The sequence below is a fragment of the Mycobacterium sp. 2YAF39 genome (genome assembly GCF_052114565.1).
Lineage (GTDB): Bacteria > Actinomycetota > Actinomycetes > Mycobacteriales > Mycobacteriaceae > Mycobacterium.
Map to the genome: position 1 here is coordinate 129,948 of NZ_JBFREZ010000001.1, position 24,513 is coordinate 154,460.

At 66.1% G+C, this 24,513-nt stretch carries 20 protein-coding genes; 10 read left to right on the top strand and 10 right to left on the bottom strand.

Annotation, left to right across the window (positions count from 1 at the left end; genetic code table 11):
* Positions 1–2: 2 nt before the first annotated feature.
* Genes AB4Z42_RS00610 through AB4Z42_RS00620 form a run of 3 tightly spaced genes read right to left on the bottom strand, consistent with a single transcriptional unit; the run spans position 3 to position 4,715 of the window.
* Positions 3–1,943: a hypothetical protein gene (locus AB4Z42_RS00610; RefSeq protein ID WP_442007192.1), complete on the bottom strand. Its 1,941-nt coding sequence runs from the start codon at positions 1,941–1,943 to the stop codon at positions 3–5.
* A complete protein-coding gene (locus AB4Z42_RS00615; RefSeq protein WP_442007193.1) occupies positions 1,943–3,367 on the bottom strand; it encodes a glycosyltransferase family 2 protein in 1,425 nt (474 codons plus the stop codon). The genes AB4Z42_RS00610 and AB4Z42_RS00615 overlap by 1 nt, the downstream gene beginning before the upstream one ends.
* Positions 3,360–4,715: a hypothetical protein gene (locus AB4Z42_RS00620; protein WP_442007194.1), complete on the bottom strand. Its 1,356-nt coding sequence runs from the start codon at positions 4,713–4,715 to the stop codon at positions 3,360–3,362. The genes AB4Z42_RS00615 and AB4Z42_RS00620 overlap by 8 nt, the downstream gene beginning before the upstream one ends.
* 416 nt (positions 4,716–5,131) lie before the next feature.
* Between AB4Z42_RS00620 and pta the strand changes: the two genes are divergently transcribed.
* On the top strand, positions 5,132–7,204 hold the full coding sequence (gene pta, locus AB4Z42_RS00625; protein ID WP_442007195.1) for a phosphate acetyltransferase: 2,073 nt from the start codon (positions 5,132–5,134) through the stop codon (positions 7,202–7,204).
* A complete protein-coding gene (locus tag AB4Z42_RS00630) occupies positions 7,201–8,325 on the top strand; it encodes an acetate kinase (protein WP_442007196.1) in 1,125 nt (374 codons plus the stop codon). The genes pta and AB4Z42_RS00630 overlap by 4 nt, the downstream gene beginning before the upstream one ends.
* Here the strand turns inward: AB4Z42_RS00630 and AB4Z42_RS00635 are convergent.
* The 4 genes from AB4Z42_RS00635 to glnX form a co-directional block, all read right to left on the bottom strand.
* On the bottom strand, positions 8,260–8,628 hold the full coding sequence (locus AB4Z42_RS00635) for an STAS domain-containing protein (protein ID WP_442007197.1): 369 nt from the start codon (positions 8,626–8,628) through the stop codon (positions 8,260–8,262). The two genes, AB4Z42_RS00630 and AB4Z42_RS00635, sit on opposite strands and share 66 nt — an antisense overlap.
* Before the next feature lie 200 nt (positions 8,629–8,828).
* On the bottom strand, positions 8,829–11,105 hold the full coding sequence (locus AB4Z42_RS00640; protein WP_442007198.1) for a serine/threonine-protein kinase PknG: 2,277 nt from the start codon (positions 11,103–11,105) through the stop codon (positions 8,829–8,831).
* Complete coding sequence (locus tag AB4Z42_RS00645; protein WP_442007199.1) at positions 11,105–12,076, bottom strand: glutamate ABC transporter substrate-binding protein; 972 nt, start codon at positions 12,074–12,076, stop codon at positions 11,105–11,107. The genes AB4Z42_RS00640 and AB4Z42_RS00645 overlap by 1 nt, the downstream gene beginning before the upstream one ends.
* On the bottom strand, positions 12,073–13,392 hold the full coding sequence (gene glnX, locus AB4Z42_RS00650) for a protein kinase G-activating protein GlnX (RefSeq protein ID WP_442007200.1): 1,320 nt from the start codon (positions 13,390–13,392) through the stop codon (positions 12,073–12,075). Before glnX ends, AB4Z42_RS00645 begins: the two co-directional genes overlap by 4 nt.
* Positions 13,393–13,493: 101 nt before the next feature.
* Between glnX and AB4Z42_RS00655 the strand changes: the two genes are divergently transcribed.
* Complete coding sequence (locus tag AB4Z42_RS00655; protein ID WP_442007201.1) at positions 13,494–14,000, top strand: NUDIX hydrolase; 507 nt, start codon at positions 13,494–13,496, stop codon at positions 13,998–14,000.
* Here the strand turns inward: AB4Z42_RS00655 and thiE are convergent.
* A complete protein-coding gene (gene thiE / locus AB4Z42_RS00660) occupies positions 13,984–14,655 on the bottom strand; it encodes a thiamine phosphate synthase (RefSeq protein ID WP_442007202.1) in 672 nt (223 codons plus the stop codon). The genes AB4Z42_RS00655 and thiE overlap by 17 nt on opposite strands.
* 82 nt (positions 14,656–14,737) lie before the next feature.
* On the opposite strand from thiE, the gene AB4Z42_RS00665 reads away from it, so the two are divergent.
* From AB4Z42_RS00665 to AB4Z42_RS00695, 7 genes are all read left to right on the top strand, one after another.
* Positions 14,738–16,111: an FAD-dependent oxidoreductase gene (locus AB4Z42_RS00665; RefSeq protein WP_442007203.1), complete on the top strand. Its 1,374-nt coding sequence runs from the start codon at positions 14,738–14,740 to the stop codon at positions 16,109–16,111.
* A gap of 106 nt (positions 16,112–16,217) precedes the next feature.
* Positions 16,218–17,276 carry a glycine oxidase ThiO gene (thiO, locus tag AB4Z42_RS00670; protein WP_442007204.1) on the top strand — a complete coding sequence of 353 codons (1,059 nt, stop codon included), beginning with the start codon at positions 16,218–16,220 and terminating at the stop codon, positions 17,274–17,276.
* Complete coding sequence (gene thiS, locus AB4Z42_RS00675) at positions 17,273–17,470, top strand: sulfur carrier protein ThiS (RefSeq protein WP_442007205.1); 198 nt, start codon at positions 17,273–17,275, stop codon at positions 17,468–17,470. The genes thiO and thiS overlap by 4 nt, the downstream gene beginning before the upstream one ends.
* Positions 17,463–18,221 carry a thiazole synthase gene (locus tag AB4Z42_RS00680; RefSeq protein WP_442007206.1) on the top strand — a complete coding sequence of 253 codons (759 nt, stop codon included), beginning with the start codon at positions 17,463–17,465 and terminating at the stop codon, positions 18,219–18,221. The genes thiS and AB4Z42_RS00680 overlap by 8 nt, the downstream gene beginning before the upstream one ends.
* Positions 18,222–18,226: 5 nt before the next feature.
* Positions 18,227–19,012 (top strand): SGNH/GDSL hydrolase family protein, encoded by a 786-nt coding sequence (locus tag AB4Z42_RS00685; RefSeq protein WP_442007207.1) that lies wholly within the window; start codon positions 18,227–18,229, stop codon positions 19,010–19,012.
* A gap of 11 nt (positions 19,013–19,023) precedes the next feature.
* A complete protein-coding gene (locus tag AB4Z42_RS00690) occupies positions 19,024–20,535 on the top strand; it encodes a M28 family metallopeptidase (protein WP_442007208.1) in 1,512 nt (503 codons plus the stop codon).
* Positions 20,532–21,992 carry a M28 family peptidase gene (locus tag AB4Z42_RS00695; RefSeq protein ID WP_442007209.1) on the top strand — a complete coding sequence of 487 codons (1,461 nt, stop codon included), beginning with the start codon at positions 20,532–20,534 and terminating at the stop codon, positions 21,990–21,992. Before AB4Z42_RS00690 ends, AB4Z42_RS00695 begins: the two co-directional genes overlap by 4 nt.
* On the opposite strand, the gene AB4Z42_RS00700 is transcribed toward AB4Z42_RS00695, so the two are convergent.
* Both AB4Z42_RS00700 and AB4Z42_RS00705 read right to left on the bottom strand, forming a co-directional pair.
* Complete coding sequence (locus AB4Z42_RS00700; protein WP_442007210.1) at positions 21,946–23,253, bottom strand: uracil-xanthine permease family protein; 1,308 nt, start codon at positions 23,251–23,253, stop codon at positions 21,946–21,948. The two genes, AB4Z42_RS00695 and AB4Z42_RS00700, sit on opposite strands and share 47 nt — an antisense overlap.
* Positions 23,241–24,506 (bottom strand): APC family permease, encoded by a 1,266-nt coding sequence (locus AB4Z42_RS00705; protein ID WP_442007211.1) that lies wholly within the window; start codon positions 24,504–24,506, stop codon positions 23,241–23,243. The genes AB4Z42_RS00700 and AB4Z42_RS00705 overlap by 13 nt, the downstream gene beginning before the upstream one ends.
* Between the last annotated feature and the right edge of the window lie 7 nt (positions 24,507–24,513).

Below are 24,513 nucleotides of genomic sequence, written 5' to 3' on the forward strand. Positions count from 1 at the left end.
TGTCACTGCTTTACGCGCCGACGTCGCCGGAACACCACCCATGCCGCGGCCGCGAACACCGCTGCAGCGCCAACCGCCAGCGTGGCCCATGCCCACCACTTCCAGGGGTCGCCGGGGTACTCGTTAACCAGTCCGCCGCCCTCGCGAACAGTGAGGTTCACCGTTTCGCCCGCGGCGCCGGTGGCGACCACGTCGCCGGAAAGCGTGGCCCACCTATTTGGCAGGGAGCGGATGTAGTCGAAGCTGGTGTCCACCAGTGACCAGTCGCCGCTGCCGGATACGGCAAGCACGGTGCGTCCCTTGTCAGTGAACGCCTGGACCACACCGAGCGCGCCCTTGAGATCGACGTCGGTGGCGGTGGTTCCGTTGACCTCGACGTTGTTCTTATCCCCGGGCAGCAGCGGCGCGTTCATCTTGGCCTTGGCCAGTTCGTCACTACCTGTGACAGCGAGCAGCGGGGTACCCGACGCGGCGGCCTCCGCGAACTCGGTCAGACGCGGCCGCAGCGTGACTGCGGTCTGCTGTCCCATCAGGTTGATCGCCTGTGCGGCATAGGGCAGATGCTCGGAGGTGTCGATGGCGACATCGAACTCCGGGGTGAACGCCATCGGCAGAACCGGGAACCCGCCCCGATTGTGCGTACCGGGTTCGACGGCCACTGTCGATGTGGGATCGAGGGTGAAGGTCACCCGATCGTTCATCGGCGCGCACTCCTGGCGCGGGACGTAGCGAATCTCCATCGCCATACCGACATTCGAGGTGATCGATTCCGCGGGGATGTCGCCGGTCACGTCGAGAACACCGGAGCTGTCTAGCGTGTGGGTGGCGACCACCGTCGAGCCGGAACGGATGAGAATGGAGCCCTCCCCACCGACGACCGGGGTGTACTTGGCCTTCAAGTGGACCGTGGCGCTGGTGATGGGGCCCACTCCGAATGAGCTGACGTCGAAGCCTGCGTAGAGCGTGCTGGTGCCCAGTGCGGACGTCGAACCCGTCATCCCGAGCTGACCGAAGGTCTTGATGTTGGTTGATTGAGCCACTTCGGTGCGCGCGGAAAGCACTATTGCCGAATCGGTTTGAGCGAGTCCGATCCGTCGGTCTGCCATCAGGTCGACCTGTTGCATCAACTCGTCGCCGACGCCGGTAATCGCCAGCAACGCGTTCGGGGTTCCGGGGTTCTCGACGGAGATTCCGGCTTGCTGGCCGTCTCGGATGTCGATCACGCGGCTCGATGCGCCGCCCGCCAGTGGTGTGTTGGCCGCCGTGGTGACGTTGATACGCACGGGCATCGGGCGGTACACGTGGGTGAGTGCGGCCACCAGATTGAGGGCGGCCTGTTGCTGGCTGCCACTGGGATGCGGGCCGACGTTGATCAGGATCTGGTCGAGGTAGCCGGGCAGGAAGCCCGCCACCGTCGAGGGGTCGGGGGTCGGGCCGGAGAACGTGGTCATGAGCTGGCTCAGCGACAGTGACGGCAGCACGGTGCAGCTGTTCGACGGCGGGTTGTTCTCGCGCAGAATGAAACTCAGCGGTGCACGGCCCTCGGTCACCTGTGCGGCCGAGATGTCGACGGTGAACGGCACCGTGGCCACACCGACGGGTACGGGGATGCTGCCCAGCACTATGCCGCGTGCATCCAGTACGTCGACGCGTCCCTCGACCACGTTGACGACCGACCCGATCTGGCCGGTCAGCATCGAGGGTCCGATGCCTTCGGGCACCGGGATCGACGTGTCGGACTGCTGGTTCGAGCCGACCAGGTCCATCCGCTCGGGCAGCCCCAACTGCGTCCAGCTGACCGCAGGTGTCACGTTCGCCGGTTCGGCGACAGGGCTGACGTACGGCTGCGCGGATGCGACGGGCCCGGCGGGCGGCACGGTCTGACCGACGACAGCGCCGGTCAACGCGAGTGGCACGATGAGCGCCCGCACGATCGTGCGCATTAGTTTCCTCCAGTGGTTTGGGGTGAGGCTGTCGAATGGGTGAGACCATGCACGGTCTTCTCCCAGAAGAATGGGCGGAAGAACAACTGATACAAGGCTTTCAGCGCAGCGACTGACTGCAGGATCCAGTACAGCGGTGTGAGGAGCGCGGCCCACCACAGATACGGTTTACCCAGTGCTTGCGTGGCGATCAGGCCGACGAAGATCGACATCGGTGCACCGACGATGAACAGCACCAGGCAGATGTAATAGGTCAGCGCCGGGAAGAGTTCGGCCACGAACCCCGGCCTACCTTGTACCCACACCACCATGATGAACCAGAAGAGCAGATTGACGGCGGCGGTCAGCGGTACGCCACCGGTCATGTTGATCAGACGCAGAGTTGCCTTGATGCCGATCTTCTTGCGCAGCCTTTCCGGGTTGCGCAGATGGACCATGATCGTTTGCAGGTAGCCCTTGTACCAGCGGGACCGTTGCCGGATCCAGTTCACCACATCAGAGTTGGCTTCTTCCAACGTGATCGAGTCGATTATGCGCGTCCGGTAGCCGTGCCGCGCCAGACGAACTCCGATATCAGCGTCCTCGGTGACGTTGAACTCGTCCCAGCCGCCGATCTCACGCCACACCCTCACCGGCATGTGATTGGACGTTCCGCCCAGCGGCACAACGCATTGCAACTCTTCGACAGCCGGCAGCACCACACCGAACCACTGGTCGTACTCGAGAGAGAACCACCGGGTCAGCAGATTCTGCCGCTCGTTGTAGTACGCGAGCCGCGCTTGTAAGCAGCCGACATCGGGTGCGCTACGCCGGAAGGCGACAACCGCGCGACGGAGCTGTAGCGGGTCGGGAATGTCCTCGGCATCGTAGATCGTGACCAGCTCGCCCCTCAGATCTGGCAGGGACATACCGTAGTTGCACGCCTTGGGCTTGGTCTTGGGCAAGCTGTGCGGCACCAGGACTATCCGCACGGACCGCAGATCCGCGTCCAAGAGCGCCGTCTGCGTGGCGATGTCGTCCTCTTCCACCAGCAGCAGGATCTCGAGTTTGTCGCTGGGGTAGTCGAGCCTGCCCACCCCGTTGATGAGGTTGGAAACGATGGCCGGCTCGTCGTACACAGGCAGCAGCACGGTATAGACCGGGAGTTCATCGTCGGTGAGCATCATTGCTTCTTCGTTGCTCACGCGGATCATCGACGACGTCTTCAAACCCCTGAGCACCAGATAGTTTCGGTCGATCGTCGACCACAGATATAACAGCGCGATCAGCCCGGTGATGAGAGGTGGCACGTCGTGCGGCAGGACGATGACGATGGCCACGAGGACCGCCACTACGCAGCCGAGGGTGATCAACGACGTGCGGCCCAGAAGCGTGCGTGCCGATAAGTGTGCCGGCAGCGCAACCGCTTCCTGGGTCTCAGACACTGGTTTCCGCCCCGGGTTCGGTGACGGACGAATTCACGAGCAGGTCGATCACGTGGTCCGCGCGCTCAACGACGAGGGGGTCGACCTGGCCGTTGCCGTCGGGCTGCTGGCGGGCCAACCACAGCACGGGCCTGATCGATGTGTCGAGAAACGACAGGGCTTCCGGGGGTGGTGGCGGCGCATCGCTGGCAAGGCTCTGGTTGACGATCACGGTGACACGTTGGAAGGTGTCACCGGCCTCCCACACCCAGGTGACGGCGTACCAGTCAACCGCGGCTGCATCCGTTGTCGCGTCGGCGTTGCTGTGGATGACGCGTGCGCCTGCGGGCATCGATTCGTCTGCGACCGGCCGGTATTCGAGCGGCCTTGTCGTCGGGTACCAGATCACGTTGTCGAGGTCGTGAAGCGCGGAAGCCCGCTTGGTGGTGATGACGTCGACGGCTGCTGTAGGCATCCCTGCCTTCGCGGGTACGGCATAGCGGACCAGCGTGGCGTCGGGACCCATGTACCTCGTGATGAACGGGAAAGTGTCCGGCGAACCGAGACCGGCGAGTTGCGCCCAGTCGGCAGCAGCTGCAGAAGGATCCTCGCTGTGCGCGCGAGGCTGATTGATCGTCAACAACAGACCCGCCACGAGCGCCAGCGTCAGCAGTGACAGCGGTGATCGGTGAGGCAGGTTGATCTGTGCGCTGGTTGCGGTGGCCCGTCGCCCTCTCGCACCCGACAGCATGACGGCGGTGACGATGACCGGCACGATGCCTGCAACCAGCACGACCGTGGCCAAGAGTCGGAGGTGATCGCCGATCACCGCCGTGAGAACGCCCGCGCTGACCAGGCACACCAGCGTGGCCGACACCCGCCGGCCAAGCGGTGCGCCGCGCCCTGCGAGGAACACCGCCACAGCGCCGAGGGTGGCCGTCAGCAGCGTGATCGCGGTATCGGAACCGCCGAACGCCGCCGCTGCCATGAGAAACGGCAACGGGCTGACGCAACAGACGACGAACAACCACAGTTGCCACATCCGCACGACGTACCGGACGCCGAACATGATGGCGAAAAGGCACGCGGTCCACAGCACGACACCGAGCGAGTCCAAATGCCACAGCGTCGCCAATGTCGGCATCCGCTGTTGCAACAGATGAATCCCGGTGAAGCCGACGATCCCCGCGAGGATGGCGACGATCCAGTCCGATTCGGCATCGCTGACGCCGCCCCCGGGTGCTCGCCGGTATCCCGTGGCAATGACACCGATCAGGATGGGCAGGACCAGCAGGATCGCCGCCCTCGACCCCGATAGCGCGTTGCCGATGACGTCGGCGAGGACAAATGCATAGGCGGCAAGAGCCAAGATCCCGATAACCGCGAGACGGAACCAGTGCCTCTGCGTGACCGCAAAAGGCCGAACTGGTGGTTCCTCTGGTAGAGCGATTGGGCGCACGGGAGCAGCGAACTTCGTTTCCAAGATTCACCTCAGGGACGGCCCCCCGCGGGCGGTCAGTTATGCTTTTTGCCTAAGCAACGACAGTATTGATGACGCATTTAGGCTGATCCGTACATTATCAGCAAATTCCGGTACTTGCCGTGCCGTATGACCTAAATCACACATGCGTCAATTTTAAAACGCGCTAGCAGCGGGTATCCGACCAGCGGAGTGTGTCTACGCGGGGGTGGAAATCAAGATCACGCACGAACGTGCATTTTTAGCACATTTTCGGCCGCCACTCCGGCCCGCCCGCGAGCCAACAGTTGCCCTAGGCTTGACGAGTGCCCGCTGAGCCGACTTCGGGGATCTACATTGCGTCACCAGAGGGCGATACCGGCAAATCCACGATCGCGCTGGGCATCCTGCACCGGCTGGCCGCCACCGTCGCCAAGGTGGGCGTATTCCGCCCTATCACCCGCCTCGGTGAGGAGCGCGACTACATCCTGGAGCTCCTGCTTTCGCAGACGACGGCCGGACTGACGTACGAGGAGTGTGTGGGCGTCAGTTACCAGCAGTTGCACGAGGACCCCGACAGTGCGATCGGCGACATCGTCGACCGGTATCACCGAGTGGCCGACCAGTGCGATGCGGTGCTGATCGTCGGCAGTGACTACACCGATGTGGCCGCACCGAGTGAGCTGTCGACGAATGCCCGCATCGCGGCCAACCTCGGCGCTCCCATCGTGCTCGCGGTGAAGGCCAAGGACCGCAGCCCCACACAGGTCGCCGAAATCGTCGACGTGTGCCTGGCCGAGATCCGCGCCCAGCACGCGCACACCGCGGCGGTGGTCGCCAACCGGTGTGACGCCGGCGAGATGGACGCCATGGCCGCGGCGCTCGAGCCGTTCGCCCCGAAGTGCTACGTGCTGCCCGAGGAGCCGCTGCTGGTCGCACCTTCGGCGGCCGAGCTGCAGGCCGCCGTCGAGGGCACCGTGATCGCGGGCGATCCCGCGCTGCTGTCGCGTGAGGCGATGCACGTGCTGGTGGCGGGCATGACCGCCGAGCACGTTCTGGAGCGGCTGAATGAAGGTGTCGCCGTGATCACGGCGGGCGACCGGTCCGACGTCGTGCTTGCGGTCGTGAGCGCACACGCCGCGGAGGGCTTCCCGTCGCTGTCGTGCCTCATCCTCAACGGTGGCTTGGAGCTGCACCCGTCCATTGCGTCGCTGGTGTCGGGGCTTGGCCTGCGGCTGCCGATCATCGCCACACGGTTCGGCACGTTCGAAACGGCCAGCAGGGTGGCGTCGGCGCGAGGCCGGGTCACCGCAACCTCGTTACGCAAAATTGACACCGCGCTCGCTCTGATGGACGCACACGTCGATACTGCGGATCTACTGGCGCAGTTGACCATTGAGATCCCTTCGGTGGTCACCCCGCAGATGTTCACCTACCAGCTGCTGGACTGGGCACGCTCCGACCGCAAGCACATCGTGTTGCCCGAGGGTGACGACGATCGCATCCTCACCGCCGCGGGGCGGCTGCTGCGGCGCGGGGTCGCGGATCTGACGATCCTCGGCGAGGAATCCGAGATCCGTTCGCGCGCAGCCGAACTCGGACTCGACCTGGCTGCGGCAGCGGTGATCGATCCTCAGACCAGCGAGCTGTGCGACAAGTTCGCCGAGCAATATGCCGAGTTGCGCAAGCACAAGGGTGTCACGTTCGAGCACGCCCGCGAAATCATCCACGACGTGTCGTATTTCGGCACCATGCTGGTTCACAACGACATGGTGGACGGCATGGTGTCGGGTTCGCGCCATACCACCGCCCACACCGTGCGGCCATCGTTCGAGATCATCAAGACATTGCCCGACGTGTCGACGGTGTCCAGCATCTTCCTCATGTGTCTCGCGGACCGGGTGCTGGCCTACGGAGACTGCGCGATCGTGCCGGACCCGACGTCGGAAGAACTCGCCGACATCGCGATATCGTCTGCGCGGACGGCGGCCAGGTTCGGCATCGTGCCTCGTGTGGCCATGCTGTCGTATTCGACCGGTACCAGTGGCACTGGCGTGGAGGTCGACAAGGTCAGGGCCGCAACCGAACTCGTGCGGCAACGGGAACCGGACCTGCTGGTCGACGGCCCAATCCAATACGACGCGGCGGTCGAGCCGTCGGTGGCCAAGACGAAGATGCCCGATTCAGAGGTCGCCGGACGCGCCACGGTGCTGATCTTCCCCGACCTCAATACCGGCAACAACACGTACAAGGCCGTCCAGCGAAGCGCGGGTGCGATCGCGATCGGCCCGGTGTTGCAGGGGCTCAAGAAGCCGGTGAACGACTTGTCGCGCGGCGCACTCGTCGCGGACATCGTCAACACCGTTGCGATCACGGCGATTCAGGCGCAGACGCTGTGAGTCGCGTTCTGGTGGTGAATTCTGGTTCGTCGTCGCTGAAATATGCTGTCGTCGAACCGGATTCGGGATGCATGGTCGCCGACGGCATCGTCGAACGGATCGGGGAAGGCCAGATCCCCGACCATGCCGCGGCGCTGCAGGTGGTGTTCGACGAGTTGGCAGACGATCTGGCGGGGCTGGTCGCGGTGGGGCACCGGGTGGTGCACGGTGGACCGGACCTGTATGAGCCCACACTCGTCGACGAGGCACTGATCGCCAAGATCGCCGAGCTGTCTCCGCTTGCGCCGCTGCACAACCCACCCGCACTACTGGGTATCGAGGTGGCCCGCAAGGCGCTTCCCGACCTGCCGCACATCGCCGTGTTCGACACCGCTTTCTTTCACGACCTACCGCCGGCAGCGTCGACATACGCCATCGACCGCGACATCGCCGCACAATGGCATATCCGGCGTTACGGATTCCACGGCACCTCGCACCAGTACGTCAGCGAGCAGGCGGCCACATTTCTCGGCGCACCCTTGGATTCACTACGCCAGATCGTGCTGCATCTCGGCAACGGAGCATCGGCGTCGGCGATTGTCGGCCGCCGGCCGGTGGAGACGTCGATGGGACTGACGCCGATGGAGGGCCTGGTGATGGGCACCCGCTCCGGCGACGTCGACCCGGGTCTCATCACCTATCTGTGGCGCACCGCCAAGATGAGCGTCGACGACATCGAGTCGATGCTCAACCGCCGTGCCGGAATGATCGGCCTCGGCGGCGAGATCGATTTCCGGGTGGTTCACCAGCGCATCGAAGCCGGTGACGAAGCGGCGCAGCTCGCCTATGACGTGTACATCCACCGGCTACGGAAATACATCGGTGCATACCTTGCAGTGCTCGGTTCCGCCGATGTCATCACCTTCACCGCGGGGGTGGGCGAGAACGACGCCGCCGTTCGACGCGACGCCCTTGCGGGTATGGCGGCGCTCGGCGTCGAGCTCGACGATCAGCTCAATGCGAGCTCCGAGAAAGCGGCGCGGAGAATCTCGACCGCGACGTCTCGAACGACAGTCCTAGTGATTCCCACCGACGAGGAGCTGGCGATCGCCCGGGCGTGTATGGACGTCATCGAGCACTGACTGTGATTTCTCGAGCGGCAGGGCACCGTCGGGATCACAGATATCCAGAAGGCGGCGCACCTGTCGCCCGGCCTTGAGGGACCAGGTGGCGCCGACGCCGGCACAGATCACGTTGATGTTGTGCAACGCGGCGAAGCCGGCCGTTCCGAAGAAGTCGACCATCCGCAGGTCGAGGACGACGTGGGTCGAACCGGCGAGGTGGCGCTCGACGTAGCTGGCGAGACTGCGGCTGTTGGACGCGTCGACCTCCCCGTCGACTGCCACTGTCACCGTCGTCGGTGGATCGCGGTGTGCGCTGAACACGGCTCTATGCTGGGCTTCGCGCTGGTCAAGCGACTGGGGATCCGGTCGAAAGACTCGAGCGGTGTGAAATGCAGTCACTTGGAGCCCCCAATCTGCCTTCTCATTCGAAGGCTGTGGACTCAACCTGGTACGAACGCTACTACGAGATCAGCGCATCCACCATTGGGATTTGCTGAGAAATTGGGGTCTGGCCAGGTCTTTTAGAAGGTCGACGTGGGCCGCACGCTGTTTGCCAAATCAACCAGTGCGTACCGATGAGCCTGGGTAGGCGCCACGCGCGCGAGGTTGCGCAATGACGTCTCGACGCCGAGCTGCAGTCCGTGCTCGGTGAACGGAAAGCCGAGGATGTGGTTGGTGCTTGCGGTGTTGTCGGCCAGCCAGTCCATCGCGGTGCCGAGGACGAGCGCCCGGATCTGCAGCACTCGCGGCTCGGTGTCGGGGAGTGCCTCGACACGTCGGGCAGCGTCGCGGATGTGTTGCTCGGTGACCTCGTTGGTCGACCGCCCCGACAGCAGTGTCACCGCGCTTGTCAGCCTCGCGGTGGTGAAGTGCCGCGACATGACCGGTACCTGGTCCAGCGTTCGCACGGCGCCGTCGCGGTCGCCGGCCGCCGATTCCGAGCGGGCCAAGCCGAACCCGGCGGAGATGACGCCGTTGTCGGTGGACCACACGGTGTCGTAGAACTTGCGTTGGTGGGCCTCGTCGGCCACCGCACCCGCCAGTTCCGCCGTGGCGGCGAGGGCGAGCTTGGGTGCCAGCTCGCCAGGCAGGGTGTCGAGGACCTCGGTGAAATACTTTGTGGCGGAGTCATAGTCGGAGGTCAGCATCGCCGAGACCGCGCGGAACCACACCAGTCGCCAGCGCCAGCCGACGCGCTCAGCCAGATCGTCGAGTTTGCGCGTCGCCTTCGCGACATCGCCGAGGTCGAGCAGCGCACGCACCTCCATCAGCGGCAGCTCCACCGACTCCGAGAGATCGATGCCCTCGGAATCGAGCGCACCGTGCCGGGCAGCCCGCAACGAATCCAGCGTCTGCACCGGCTGTGAGAGCACGTTCGCCGATATCACCGTGGCGCCGATGTCCGCCGGGTCGACCAGTGGCACCTGCAGCGCCTTGACGATCTCCTGCGCGGTCAGCCGCTCGGAATGCACCTGCCCGTCGAGGTACACGTCGGTGTGGGCCACCAGCAGGTCAACCCCGAACGTCATCCGCGAGGGGGAGAACACCGTCGACAGGCCGGGCCGGGGCACACCGGTGTCCCGCGCCACCACTTCGCGCAGCACTCCGAGCAGCTGACTCGTCATCTCCTCCGAGCTGGCGAATCGCCGCCGCGGATCCGGATCGATCGCGCGGCGCAACAGCCGCGCGAACGAGTCGTACTCGGTGAGCACCGGATCGTCCTCCGGCAGACCGTCGGTGTATCGCCCCTTTCGTGTCCGCAGATTCAGCGTCAGCGCCGCCAGGGTGCGACCGACCGTATAGATGTCGGTGGCGACCGTCGGTCCCGTCCGCACAATCTCCGGCGCCTGGTAACCCGGTGTGCCATAGAGGTATCCGAACGAGTTGATGGTCGACACCGCACCGAGGTCGATCAGCTTGAGCTGCTCCTCGGTGATCATGATGTTCTCGGGCTTCAGGTCGTTGTAGGCCAGCCCGATCGAGTGCAGATAGCCAAGCGCGGGCAGGATCTCCAGCATGTAGCCAATGGCCTGCGCGACCGGTACCCGCTCGGCTTTCTTGGCCTGTTTGAGCGACGTGCCGCCGACGAACTCCATCACGATGTACCCGACGGGGTTGCCGTTCTTGTCCTCGTGCTCGACGAAGTTGTAGATCTTCACGATTCCGGGATGGGTGACCTCGGCGAGGAACCGCCGCTCGAGCATCGCGATCTTCTGTGCCTCGGCATCGCCGGAGTGCACCAAACCCTTGAGCACGACCGGGCGTTCGTTGACGTTGTGGTCCAGCGCGAGGTACACCCAGCCGAGTCCGCCGTGGGCGATGCATCCCTTGATCTCGTACTGGTCGGCGACCCGGTCGCCGGGGCTCAGTTGCGGCAGAAACGAATACGCGCTGCCGCAGTGGGGGCACCAGCCTTCCGACAGCGCCTCACCGTCATCGGTTGACCTGCCGACCGGGCGGCCGCAGTTCCAGCAGAACCGCTTCGACTCGGCGACAACCGGGTTGATCATCAAGGCCTCAAGCGGATCCTTCGCATGTACGCGTGGAATCTCTACCAGACCGCCGCCGAGGCGGCGCATCGGCGAGAGAGCCCGCGTCGCCGTCGTCTGCTCCTGCGGTTCGGTGTCGCCGGTCCCGGCGAACGTTCCCTCGGAATCGTCGTCGAAGTGCGGGCGGAAGACCGCCTGGGTGGCCATCGGCCGCAGCGTGGCGGCGCTGTCCACGTCCATGTCCTCGAGGCTGGCCGGTTGGGTGCCCGGTCCGGCTGCGTCGAATTCTTCGGACGGTACCTCGGCCATCAGCCCGAATACCTTGCCACTGGGGGTGCAGGCGCGGGGCCGAGCACCGTCAACCACTTGCGGTACAACGTGTTCCACGTGCCATCGCGCCGGATGCGCTCCAGCGTGCCGTTGACGAAGCGCACCAGCCCGGTGTTCTCCAGGTTGATCCCGATTCCGTAGGGCTCCTCGTTGAGGCTGGGCCCGACGATGTGAAGATACGGATCCTGCGACACCAGCCCGGCCAGGATGGAGTCGTCGGTGCTCACCGCGTCGGCCTGCCTCTGCTGCAACGCGACCAGGCAGTCCGCCCAGGCGACGACGCCGACGATGATCGGCGGCGGCGTGATCTCCTGGATCCGCTGCATCGACGTCGTGCCCTTCGCGACGCACACCCGCTTACCGGACAGATCCGACGGTTCCGAGATCGTCGAATCGCGTGATGCCAGGATCCGCTGGTTGGCGTTGAAGTACACGGTGGAGAAGTTGATGAGCTTCTTGCGTGCGCACGTGATCGTCATGGTCTTGACGACGACGTCCACCTGGTTGTTCTGCAGTCCGGCGATCCGGTCGGCCGACGACAGGATGCGGTACTCGACCTGTGACGGGGTGCCGAAGATGTCGCGTGCGATCTCGCCGGCGATGTCGACGTCAAATCCGGTGATGTCGCCGGTGATCGGATCGCGAAAGGAGAAGAGATTGCTGCCGATGTCGAGTCCGACGATCAGCCGCCCGCGCGTCCGGATGTTCTCCACCGCGGCGTCGGCGTCGGCCTGATTGTTGAACGGGCGCAGGCTCGCGGTGCGGTCGCAGTCGTCGCTGGCGTCGTCGGGTATTCGCACCGGTTCCGGCGGCATTTCCTCCATGCCCGCGGGTGTCGGCGGGGGGAGCGTGACGCCGGGTGTCTGAATCACCGACGACGCCTGCGCGCAGCCCGTCAGCACCGCGGCCGCGGCGAGGACGACCGTCAGCTGCCTGAGCTTCCCGATCATCTGTACTCGCTTAATCTTGGCCACAGTCCCAGCGCCACCGCCAGCGCGGCCACGACGGACAGGACCGCTGCTCCGACGGTAGCGCCAGACAGCACGCGGTGGGCGTTGACGATGTCGCCGCGCAGCTGATCGCGGCTTTCGGCGATGCCCTTGCCGAGCGCGTCGTCGAGCTTGTTGAACGCGGGGGTGGAGTCGTCCTCACCGGTGCCGAGCGCCACCTGCGTGGCCGCCTGGTAGTTGCCGACTGCGATGTAGGCGTTGATCCGGTCGTCGGCCGCGCGCCACCTCTTGAGGAGCTGCTCGGCGTCGGCGAGATCGGTCTTGTCGACCACGTCGTCGCGCGCGAGGTAGTCCGACAGTTGCTGCTGCATCACGTCGATGCGCTGATAGTAGGACTGCTTGCGCACGTTCTCGTCACCCCGGCGAATCAGCGACAGCGTTTCGTCGGCACGGGCCTGTTGTGCGCTGATCGCGAGATTGGTCACGGTCTTGAGCGATTCGGCCGCAGTGTCTTTCGCGCTGCGGCTGTCGGCGGTCGAGATGATGAGTGCGGTTCCGACCCAGACCAGCATGATCAGCACCGCCATGCCGCCCGCGACGAATCCGATGTTGATCCGACGTCGGGTCCGGCGCGCCAGCCACCTGTTCGCGAACACACCGAACATCAGAGTCGCGAGTACGACGAGGATCACCGGACCGGGAATCCGTGTCGAGGCCGACGTCTCAGTATCCACCCGCGCCGCGGTCTGCTCGTAGAGCCGCTGCGCGTCGGGCAGGATCCGGGTCTGCATCAACGCCGACGCCTCGGACAGATATGAGGAGCCGACCGGATTTCCGGCTCTGTTGTTGGTCCGCGCGGTCTCGACCAGCCCGGTGTACACCGAGAGTTCGGCGTTGACGCGGCCGAGCAGCTGCACCATCGGCTCGTCGGTGAGCCCGCTCGACGCGCGGGTGACCGCGACAGAGGCGTCGGTGATCGCCTGCTCATAGCGCTGCCGGACGTCCTGCGGTTCGGAGCCGGCGATGAATGCCGTCGCCGCTGCGGCGTCGGCGACCGACAGCGTGGTGTAGAGCTGTCCGGCCGCGAACGCCAACGGCTCGGTGTGGTTAAGGACGGTGGTCAGCGCCTCTTGGCGGTCGTTGATGGTCGTCGAGGTGGCAAATGCGCTCGCGATCACCAACGTGGACAACACGACGCCGATGCTCAGGATGCGGCCGGGGGTGGTCCAGAGGAACCACCAGCGTGGGTGCGCTGGTGTTGTGGGCGACCGCGACGCAAGTGGCTCCGTCGACGGGTGCGCCAACTCCACAGTCACGTGTGCGTGGACCTCATCCAGTTAGTGCTTTTCCGACGGCCTCCACTCTATAAAAAAATGCTAAGAGCTTCATTGAAGACGCGCGTCCGTATTCTTGACGCGTGCGCGGCGATGGTGACGGCTGGGTGGTGTCCGACACCGGCGCCTGGTTCTGGGGTAGGCACGGTGCGGCCGGTCTGCTGCTGCGGGCGCCGCACCGAGACGGTTCGGCGGCGGTGCTGTTGCAACACCGGGCGCCGTGGAGTCATCAGGGCGGAACGTGGGCTCTACCGGGCGGCGCCCGGGATAGTCACGAAACCGTGGAGCAGGCCGCCATCAGGGAGGCACACGAGGAAGCCGGGCTGACCGAGGACCAGCTCACGGTGCGCGCGAAGGTCATCACCAAAGAGGTGTTCGGCACCGACGACGAATATTGGAGCTACACCACGGTCATCGCCGATGCCCCGCAGCAGCTACCGACCACGCCCAATCGGGAGAGTGCGGAACTGCGCTGGGTCGCCGAGGACGAAGTCGCAGAACTGCCGCTCCATCCGGGCTTCGCCGCCAGCTGGGCACTGTTGCGCACCGAATCCGCGGCCATCCCGCTGCTGGTCAACAAGCGTCTCTGAGCTCGTCTTTCAGTAGTCGCGCCGCAGCGCTCGGGTCGTCGGCCGCCGTGATTGCGCGGACCACCACAACCCGTCGCGCGCCGGCGGCGATGACCTCGGGCAGACGTGTCGAGTCGATCCCGCCGATGGCGAACCATGGTTTGGACGTCTCCGACTGCGCCGCTACGCGCACCAGATCCAGACCCGGTGCCGCGCGGCCGGGTTTGGTCGGTGTGGGCCAGCAGGGCCCAACGCAGAAGTAGTCGACATCTTCTGACGTCGCCGCGGCCACCTGGGCGTCGTCGTGGGTGGACCGGCCAATCAGCGAAGAGGGACCGATGACGTTCCGCGCGACCGCGAGCGGCAGGTCGTCCTGACCGAGGTGCAGGACGTCGGCGCCTGCGGCGCGCGCGATGTCGGCCCTGTCGTTGACGGCAAGCAATGCACCATGCCGGTGCGCGGCCTCGGCGAGGACGGCCAGCGACTCGAGTTCTGCGCGCGCCTCCAGCGGGCCGAATCGCCGCTCACCTTCAGAGCCCTTGTCCCGCAACTGGATGATGTCGACCCCGCCCGCAAGCGCCGCGTCCGCGAACTCCGCAAGGTCGCCGCGCTCGCGCCGCGCGTCGGTGCAGAGGTAGAGCTGCGCTGAGTTCAGGCGTTCGCGGAGTTGGGGCACACCGCGACGGTAGCGACCGCGTTCGGGACTGGCGTAGCCGACTACGCTATGCCCTCCCCGCCCGGCCGCGGATGGTCGATTCATGGCGAGAATCGGTGAACACGCAGTGGTGCTGGGAGCGAGCATGGGCGGGCTTTCGGCCGCGCGTGTCCTCGCGGACTATTACGACACGGTGACCGTGGTCGAACGCGATGTGCTTCCGCCGGGGGCGGCCAATCGGCGGGGCGTCCCGCAGGGCAGGCACGGTCACGCGATTCTCGGGAGAGGTTTGGCGGCTCTCAACGAGTTCTTCCCGGGGTTCACCGAAGATCTCGTCGGAGCTGAGGTGCCGATGCTCGACTATCGGGACCTTTCTGAGGTGCACATGTCGGCAGGGGGACACGTGACGACCCGCAGCGGCAGCTTCGTCGATATTCCCCCGATCTTCATGCCGAGCCGACCGTTACTGGAAAGCCTTGTCCGACAGCGGCTTCGCGCCATCGGAAATGTCAGCATGCTGGATGGGTACGACGTTGTCGAGCTGATATGCAATGCGGACGGTGATCGGGTCACGGGAGCGCGGATCAGAGCCAACAGCAGCGACCGGGAACACCTGCTCAACGCCGACCTGGTGGTCGACGCGATGGGTCGCGCCGCGCGGACGCCGGCATTCCTCGCGGCGCTGGGTTACGGCCGCCCGCCCGAGGAACAGGTCAAGGTGCGCGTGACGTATGCGAGTCAGCTGCTGCGCCTGCCGCCGGGCACGCTGCGGGAGAAGATCGTCCTCGTCAGCCCGGTTCCCGGCAGGCCGACCGGAATGGCGTTACTGGGATACGAGGACGACATGTGGATGTTGACGGTGTTCGGCGTGGCCGGGTATCGGCCACCCGACGAGTTCGAGGAGATGGTTGCGGTCGCCGCAGGTATCGCGCCCGCGCATCTGGTCGACGCGGTCAGCGCTGGTGAACCACTCTCCGAGGTATGTCTGTTCGGCTACCCCGAGAGCCGGTGGCGCAGGTACGACAAGCTGCGCCGGTTCCCCGGTGGGCTGCTGGTGCTCGGCGATGCGATGTGCAGTTTCAACCCCATCTATGGGCAGGGCATGACCGTGGCGTTGCTTCAGGCGGAATCACTGGGCCGGTGTCTGCAGGCCGGGCCGACGGACCTGGCGCGACGGTACTTCCGTGCCGCGGCCAAACCCATCGCAGTCGCATGGAAGTTCGCATCCGGCGCCGACCTCAACCTTCCGGAGATCGAGGGCAACAGGCCGCTGTCGGTTCGGCTGACCAACGCGTACGCCGACCGGTTGGGGGCCGTAGCGGAGTACGACGTCGAGGTCGCCGAACAGTTCATGCGGGTCGTCGGGCTGCTCGATCCGCCCACGAACCTGCTGAGGCCCAAGATCTTGATGCGCGCGGCGCAGCACCGTCGACGGTCGGCGGCAGCGAAGGCGCCTATGGCACTGGCGCGGCCCTAGTACTCTGGGGAGTCGACACGGGAGTCCCGAGACCGGGGGCTGAGAGTGGGCACGCCTGCCCTTACCGTCACACCTGATCCGGGTCATGCCGGCGAAGGGAGGGACCATGGGCTCAGGTACAGGATCACTCGCCGTCATCGGTGGCGGCGTCATCGGGCTGTCCGTCGCGCGCCGCGCCGCGCTCGACGGCTGGGCCGTTCGCGTCCACCGCAGCGATGAGTACGGCGCGTCATGGGTCGCGGGCGGGATGCTCGCCCCGCACAGCGAGGGCTGGCCCGGCGAGGAACGTCTGCTGCGGCTCGGGCTGGCATCGCTGGCCATGTGGAACCGGGTGGGCTCGGGGTCTTTCCTCGATGGCCTGCCGGAGCGCGTCGTCACCGCGCGCGAGTCTCTGGTGGTCGCCGTGGACAGGGCCGATGCCACGGACCTGAGAACCGTCGGCGAGTGGTTGGCTGCGCAGGGGCATCCGGTGACACTCACCACCGCCGCCCGCGAGATCGAACCGCTGCTGGCCCAGGGCATTCGTCACGGCTTCCGCGCGGAAACCGAATTGGCCGTCGACAATCGGGTGCTTGTCGATGCGCTTGCCGCACATTGTGAACGCCTCGGAGTGCAATGGGCGCCGCCCGTCGGTGCGTTGACCGAAGCTCGAGCGGAGAGCGTGGTGATCGCGAACGGTATCGATGCGCCGTCGCTGTGGCCCGGCCTGCCGATCCGCCCGGTGAAGGGTGAGGTGCTTCGGCTGCGCTGGCGGCGAGGATGTATGCCGGTGCCGCAGCGCGTGATTCGCGCCCGCGTACACGGCCGTCAGGTGTACCTCGTGCCTCGACACGACGGCCTGGTTGTAGGCGCCACCCAGTACGAGCACGGCCGCGACAGCGCGCCGGCGGTCACCGGCGTGCGCGAACTGCTCGACGACGCCTGCGCGGTGATGCCCGCGCTCGGCGAGTACGAACTCGCCGAATGCGCCGCAGGCCTGCGCCCGATGACTCCCGACGGGCTGCCGCTCGTCGGGAGGCTCGACGAGCGCACGCTGGTCGCAGGTGGACACGGCCGCAACGGTTTTCTGCTGGCACCGTGGACGGCGGAGGCCATCCTCGGCGAGCTGAACGGTGCTCCGCTGCCCGACGTCGACCTGGTGGGGAGCGCGGTGAGGATTCAATGAAAATCCTGGTGAACGACGAAGCCGTGGAAGTCGAAGAAGAGACGACCGTCGCCGCATTGCTTGACCAGCTGGGCTTTTCGGTCAAGGGCATTGCGGTAGCGGTCGACTGGTCGGTGCTTCCCCGCTCGCAATGGCAGACGACGCTCGCCGATGGCGCGCGGGTGGAGGTGGTGACGGCGGTGCAGGGTGGTTGACACGACGCTGACGATCGCGGGTCGCGAGTTCGGTTCGCGACTCATTCTCGGGACGGGCGGTGCGGCCAACCTCACCGTTCTCGAAGAGGCGCTGGTGGCGTCCGGCACCGAACTGACCACCGTGGCGATGCGGCGCGTCGACAGCGAGGGCGGCACCGGTGTGCTCGATCTTCTCAACCGGCTCGGCATCACGCCGTTGCCGAACACCGCCGGCTGCCGCGGCGCCGCCGAGGCGGTGCTGACCGCCCAGCTCGCGCGTGAAGCGCTGCATACCGACTGGGTCAAGCTGGAAGTCATCGCAGACGAGCGCACACTGCTGCCAGATGCTGTCGAATTGATCAGGGCAGCAGAGCAGTTGGTCGACGACGGGTTCGTCGTGCTGCCCTACACCAACGATGACCCGGTGCTCGCACGCAGGCTCGAGGACACCGGCTGTGCGGCGGTCATGCCGCTGGGCTCGCCGATCGGTACGGGGCTGGGCATCGCGAACCCACACAACATCGCGATGATCGTCGAACACTCGTCCGTGCCGGTGGTGCTCGACGCAGGCATCGGCACCGCTAGCGACGCCGCGCTGGCGATGGAGCTGGGTTGCGACGCAGTGCTTCTCGCGACGGCCGTCACCCGTGCCGCCGATCCGCCCACAATGGCCGCGGCGATGGCCTCAGCAGTAATCGCCGGATACCTGGCCCGCCAGGCGGGCCGGATTCCGAAGAGGTTCTGGGCGCAGGCGTCCAGCCCGTCGCTCTGAGTCCGATGAGTCGGTATGTGGCACTGGGCAGTTCGATGGCTGCCGGTCCCGGCATCAGGCCACGGGCCGAGGGCGCCCCGTTCTTCGCGGGACGTTCGGCCCGTAACTATCCACACCTGGTGGCGCAGCGGCTCGGGCTCGAACTCGTCGACGTGACGTACTCCGGTGCGACGACCGCCAATGTGCTGGCGGAGCCGCAGCCGGGAGCTCGGGCGCAGATCGAGGCGCTCGACGGGACCGAGCATCTGGTCACCGTGACGATCGGCGGTAACGACGTTGGATATGTGCCGTTGCTCTACGCAGCCGGTCTGCCCCGGTTCGTCCGTGCCCTGCCGCTGCTCGGCGCCCGGTTCACCGAACAGCTCGACGCCTCAGCGCGCGATCGGGCACTCGTCGAGGTCGGTGAGTCACTCAGACGTGTCGGTCGCGTGCTGCGCGAGCGCGCACCCGAAGCGCGGGTTTTGTTCGTGGACTACCTGACGCTGCTGCCCCCGCCCGGCGTCCCTGCGCCTCCGCTGTCTGATACCGATGTCGCGACGGGGCGCCACGTGGCAGCCGAACTCGCGCGGGCCACCGCCGAGGCCGCCACTGACACCGGTTGCGAATTGGTGCGCGTCGCCGAGCACAGCACTGAGCACCACGCGTGGTCTGCAGATCCGTGGACGACACGATTCGGTCTGCCGCTGCCCGGCCGCCCTGCGCCCTTGCACCCCAACGCCGCGGGCATGCGAATCGTCGCAGATCTGGTTGTTGCGCAGATGTCCGGTCGCGGTGCGCCCGGCTCGGGCTAACGTGGTGGGCGATGGGGCATACAACGTTTTCGAGAATCGCCACGCTGTCGGTGGTCGCAGTCATGGTGCTGTCGGGGTGTGGACGCGAAATGCGCCCTCAGCCGTCTGAGCCACCGCCGACCCCCGCGGGTCCCACCACGGCCGCCACGGACTTCGCGGATAAGGTGTCACAGGCCGTGACCAAAGACGCGATGATGGCGCACGTCACCAAACTGCAGGAGATCGCCGACGAGCACGGGGGTAACCGTTCGCTCGGTAGCCCCGGCTACGACGCGAGTGTCGACTACGTCGCGAACACGCTGCGGGACAAAGGTTTCGACGTCCAGACCCCCGAGTTCGAAGTGCGAATTCCTTACGCCGACAAGCCGGCCCTGACTGTGGGAGGTGCCCCGATCGCGGCCGCGCCGCTCGAGTACACCATCGGCACAGGGCCCGACGGTGTGGCGGGCGAGCTGGTGCCCGCGCGCGTCGAGGACTCGCCGGGGTGCACGGCGTCCGACTACGACGGCCTTCCGGTCAAGGGTGCGGTCGTTCTCGTGGACCGCGGAAAGTGTCAGTTCGGCGACAAGCAGGCCGCGGCCGCCGAACGTGGCGCGGTCGCGTTGATCGTCACCAACAACGTCGACGGCGACGAGATGGGAGGCACGCTCGGCGACGCCGACGTGAAGATCCCGGTCATCTCGATCACGAAGGCTTCCGGCGAGCGGTTGCGCGCCGACCCCGGGCAGACGACCATCAAACTCAACGCAGGCGTGCGCGTCGAGCACACCCGCAACGTGGTGGCCCAGACGAAGACGGGATCCACCTCCGACGTGGTGATGACGGGTGCCCACCTCGACAGCGTGCCCGAGGGACCCGGGATCAATGACAACGGCTCAGGAGTGGCGACGGTTCTGGAGACGGCGCTGCAGCTGGGCCCGACCCCGGATGTGAAGAACGCGGTCCGTTTCGGGTTCTGGGGCGCAGAGGAACTCGGGCTGCTCGGGTCGAACAACTACGTGGCCTCTCTGAACGTCGACCAGCTCAAGGATCTCTCGCTCTACCTGAACTTCGACATGGTCGCCTCGCCCAACCCCGGGTACTTCACCATCGACGGCGATCAGTCCGCTGCGCCGGACCCGAATGCGCAGGCGCCGCGCATACCGGAAGGGTCGGCGGGTATCGAGCGCACGCTCGTGGCGTATCTGAAGAGAGCCGGAAAGGACCCCGAGGACATTCAATTCGAAGGTCGTTCCGACTTCAGTAGCTTCACCCTCGCCGGTATCGCCGCAGGTGGTCTGTTCACCGGCGCCGAGGAGAAGATGACTCCCGAGCAGGCCGAGCGGTGGGGCGGCGAAGCGGGTCAGCCGTTCGATCCGAATTACCACAAGGCCGGCGACACGATCGACAACCTGGATCAGACCGCGTTCGAAATCAACGGTCGCGGTGCCGCATACGCGGTCGCGCTCTACGCGCAGGATCAGAGTGGACGTAACGGTATCCCGATCCGCGACGACCGCACGCGCCACGTACTCGAATCATGATGAAGTGGGCAGCAGCCGTCGCGGCGGTCGTGGTGCTGACGTCGTGCTCCTCATCTGACTCGGCGGGGCCGTCACCGGATCTGGCAGCCGAATTGGCGGGCAAGGTCGGCGTTGACAGGATGTACACCCACCTGCAGGAACTGCAGAAGATCGCGGATGCGAACGGCGGCAGCAGGGCCAATGGCACCCCAGGATACGACGCAAGCGTGGACTACGTCGTAAAGTTTCTGCAGGACAAGGGTTTTGATGTCCAAACTCCGGAATTCGAGGTTCTGGAACGCACGCAGGGCGGAAACCCGCAACTCACGATCGGCGGCCGCAATCACGACGTCGACCAGGCGTCACTTCTGATCACCACCCCGCGGGGCGGGCTGAACGCGGTGACGCTGCGACCACAGAAGGCGGCGGCCGGCTGCCGCGCCGCTGACTACGGCACGACATCGGTGAAGGGCGCGATCGCCGTCGTCGACGACACGGGCTGCTCGATTGTCGACAAGGAGAACGCCGCCGTGGACAGAGGTGCCGTCGGCATGCTCGTCGTCAGCGTCCCGGGGGCCAACGGCAGCCCGGCAGGCCTCTTCACTCCGGGGTACTACCAGAAGCTCACCGTCCCCGTCGGCGTCATCGGCGACGATGTCAACGCGGCGTTGCGCAGGACCAACGCGCCCGTGAAGCTGGTGCTGGACAACAAGCCGGTCATGAAGAAGGTACGAAACGTGCTGGCACAAACGAAGTCCGGCGATACCAATAACGTGGTGATGGTAGGCGCACACCTCGACAGCTCAGCCGTCAGTCCCGGCATCAACGATGACGGCTCCGGCGTCGCGGCGGTGCTGGAGACCGCGGCGGCGCTCGGTTCGTCTCCGCAGATCCACAATGCCGTGCGGTTCGCTTTATGGGGTTCGGAGGAGAACTCGCTTCAGGGGGCGACGAAATACATCCGCGGACTGCAGGGCGGAGAGCTCGACGAGATCGCGCTGTACCTCAACCTTGACATGATCGGCTCACCGAACGCCGGGTACTTCACCTACGACGGTGACCAGTCGGGCCAGCCGAACCCCGAAATCCCATTGAAGACAGTCCCTGACGGCTCGGCGGGTATCGAACGGACGCTGGCGGGATACCTCAACAACGCCGGGGTGCGGCCCGCCGATATGCCGCTGACCCGCTATACCGACTACTACGCGTTCCTGTCCGCCGGCGTTCCGGTCGGAGGCCTGACGGCGGGCGCAAACCAGGCGAAAACCGAGGTGCAGGCCCGGCTTTGGGGTGGCCGCGCCGGCGCACCGTATGACCCCAACTACCGCACAGCCCGCGACACGATCGACAATATCGACCGCGACGCGCTGTCGGTGATGGGGTCCGCAGCGGCGTTTGCGGTGGGTACCTACGCGCAGTCGGTCGAGGGTGTCAACGGAGTTCCGGCGCCGGATCAGCGGCATCGGAGCGCTCCCTAGTCTGGCGCAGACCCAAGAGTCGCATACCGTGGTACACCACGAGGGCGGCTATCGAACCGAGCGCGATACCGGTGAACGTCAGATTCCCTGCATGCCAGGTGAAGTCGGCGATGCCGATGATCAACGGGATCGCGGCGGTCATCTGGTTGAGGGGCTTGGAGAAATCGACCCGGTTCGTCAGCCAGATCCGCACTCCGAGTATGCCGACCAGTCCGTAGAGAACGACGGTTGCTCCGCCGAGAACCCCTGCGGGGATGGCTGAGATCGCCGCGCCCACCTTCGGGCACAGCGACAGCATGATGGCGACCGCTGCGGCAACCCAGTACGCCGCAGTCGAATAGACGCGGGTAGCCGCCATGACCCCGATGTTCTCGGCGTATGTGGTTGTCGCCGAACCGCCGCCGAAGCCTGCCAATGTCGTGGCCACCCCGTCGGCGACCAGAGCGCGGCCCGTCACCGGGTCGACGTCGGTACCGGTCATCTGGCCGACCGACTTGACGTGCCCGACGTTCTCGGCGACCAATGCGATCACGGCGGGCAGGAACATCGGCAGCACCGCCAGCGTGAACGTCGGCGTCTGGAACTCGGGTAGACCGAGCCACGCTGCCGCCTTGATTCCCGACGTGTCGACGTCGCCGAGGATCAGGGCGAGCACGTATCCGGCGACAACGGCGATGAAGATCGCGAGCCGTCCGATGATGCCGCGGAAGAATGCCAGCGTTCCCACCAGCAGCACCAGGGTGACGATGCCGACGAGCGGACCCTTGTCGAAATTTGACTTCGCGGAGGGCGCGAGATTGAAACCGATGAGGGCGACGATCGCGCCGGTGACCACCGGCGGCAGCGCCGCATCGATCCAGTGTGTGCCGACCAGATGGACGATCGCGCCGATGACGATCAGGGTCAGCCCGACCGCGACGAGGCCGCCTAGAGCGCTGCCGGTGCCGTTGGACGCGACCGCCGCGGTGACCGGAGCGATCACCGAGAAGCTGGACCCGAGGTAACTGGGCAGTCGATTACCGGTGATCAATAGGAACAGCACCGTGCCGACACCCGAGAACAGCAGCGTGGTCGCCGGAGGGAATCCGGTGAGCACCGGCACCAGGAAGGTGGCGCCGAACATCGCGACGACATGTTGTGCCCCGATGCCGATCGTGCGGAACCAGTCCAGACGTTCGTCAGGCGCGACGACGAAGTCGTCGTCGGCGCGCGAGTCGACTCTGGTCCATTTGAACAGCGGAGTCCATGTCAAGAACGCCATGCCCTAAGACCGTAGGCAACGATCCCGACGGCGACCACACCAGAGCCGACGATCGCCGACGACACGGGCAGAGTGAACGCGAGCAGCAGGCAGCCCGCCAGCCCGACGGCCGGGATGACTCTCACGGCACAGGCCCGATGTCGCCGGCCGACCGGCTCGAGAGTCCAGGCCGACGCGTTGGCGATCGCGTAGTACAGCAGCACCGCGAACGACGAGAAGCCGATCGCGCTGCGGACGTCCACCACCGCCGCCGCGACGGCCACCACGACGCCGACCGCAACCTCGGCCCGGTGCGGGCTGCCGAACCGCGGGTGAACCACGGCCAGCGCATGCGGCAGATGGCGGTCACGCGCCATCGCCAGCGTCGTTCGGGAGACCCCGAGGACCAGCGCAAGCAATGAACCGGTCGCAGCAACGGCGGCCCCAGCGCGCACCATCGGCTCCAGAACTCCGAACCCCGCTGCCGCTACCGCGTCGGCAAGGGGAGCCGTGGCGGAAGCCAATGTGGCACTGCCTAATTCGCTCAACACCGCGAAGGCGACCACACCGTAGACCACCAGCGCGATGCTCAGCGCGATCGGGATGGCGCGCGGGATCGTGCGGACCGGATCGCGCACCTCCTCCCCGAGAGTGGCGATGCGCGCGTACCCGGCGAACGCGAAGAACAGCAGTCCGGCGGCCTGCAGCACGCCGAAGGCCGAGACGTCGGCGCCGATGCCTATCCGCTCGACATCCGCATCGCCGAATCCAAGGACCACGACCACCACCACTGCGAGCACGACAAGGACCACGGCGACGATCAGGCGTGTCAACAGCGCCGAGCGCTGGATGCCCAGATAGTTCACCGCCGTCAGGGCGACCACGGCGGCCACCGCGACGGCATGCGCGTGGGACGGCCACACGTAGTAGCCGACGGTCAGCGCCATTGCCGCGCATGATGCGGTCTTGCCGACGACGAAGCTCCACCCCGCCGTGAAGCCCCAGAACTCGCCGAGGCGCTCCCTGCCGTACACGTATGTGCCGCCGGACTGCGGGTACTTGGCGGCCAATCGGGCCGACGAGGTGGCGTTGCAGTACGCGACCACGGCGGCAATACCCAGACCGATGAGCAGGGCCGACCCGGCGGCTGCCGCCGCGGGAGCCAAGGCGACGAAAATGCCCGCGCCGACCATCGAACCCAGACCGATGGTCACGGCGTCGAATGTGCCGAGCCGACGATGTAGTTCCGGTTCCGGGCTGCCGGGCGCGCTCACGCGCTGA

Bases quoted from the DNA above. Each gene is read 5' to 3' on its own strand.
- AB4Z42_RS00685 (WP_442007207.1), top strand. From the start codon at position 18,227: ATGAGTCGGTATGTGGCACTGGGCAGTTCGATGGCTGCCGGTCCCGGC.
- thiS (WP_442007205.1), top strand. From the start codon at position 17,273: ATGAAAATCCTGGTGAACGACGAAGCCGTGGAAGTCGAAGAAGAGACG.
- AB4Z42_RS00695 (WP_442007209.1), top strand. From the start codon at position 20,532: ATGATGAAGTGGGCAGCAGCCGTCGCGGCGGTCGTGGTGCTGACGTCG.
- AB4Z42_RS00645 (WP_442007199.1), bottom strand. From the start codon at position 12,076: ATGATCGGGAAGCTCAGGCAGCTGACGGTCGTCCTCGCCGCGGCCGCG.
- thiO (WP_442007204.1), top strand. From the start codon at position 16,218: ATGGGCTCAGGTACAGGATCACTCGCCGTCATCGGTGGCGGCGTCATC.
- AB4Z42_RS00640 (WP_442007198.1), bottom strand. From the start codon at position 11,105: ATGGCCGAGGTACCGTCCGAAGAATTCGACGCAGCCGGACCGGGCACC.
- AB4Z42_RS00610 (WP_442007192.1), bottom strand. From the start codon at position 1,943: ATGCGCACGATCGTGCGGGCGCTCATCGTGCCACTCGCGTTGACCGGC.
- AB4Z42_RS00665 (WP_442007203.1), top strand. From the start codon at position 14,738: ATGGCGAGAATCGGTGAACACGCAGTGGTGCTGGGAGCGAGCATGGGC.
- AB4Z42_RS00690 (WP_442007208.1), top strand. From the start codon at position 19,024: ATGGGGCATACAACGTTTTCGAGAATCGCCACGCTGTCGGTGGTCGCA.
- AB4Z42_RS00700 (WP_442007210.1), bottom strand. From the start codon at position 23,253: ATGGCGTTCTTGACATGGACTCCGCTGTTCAAATGGACCAGAGTCGAC.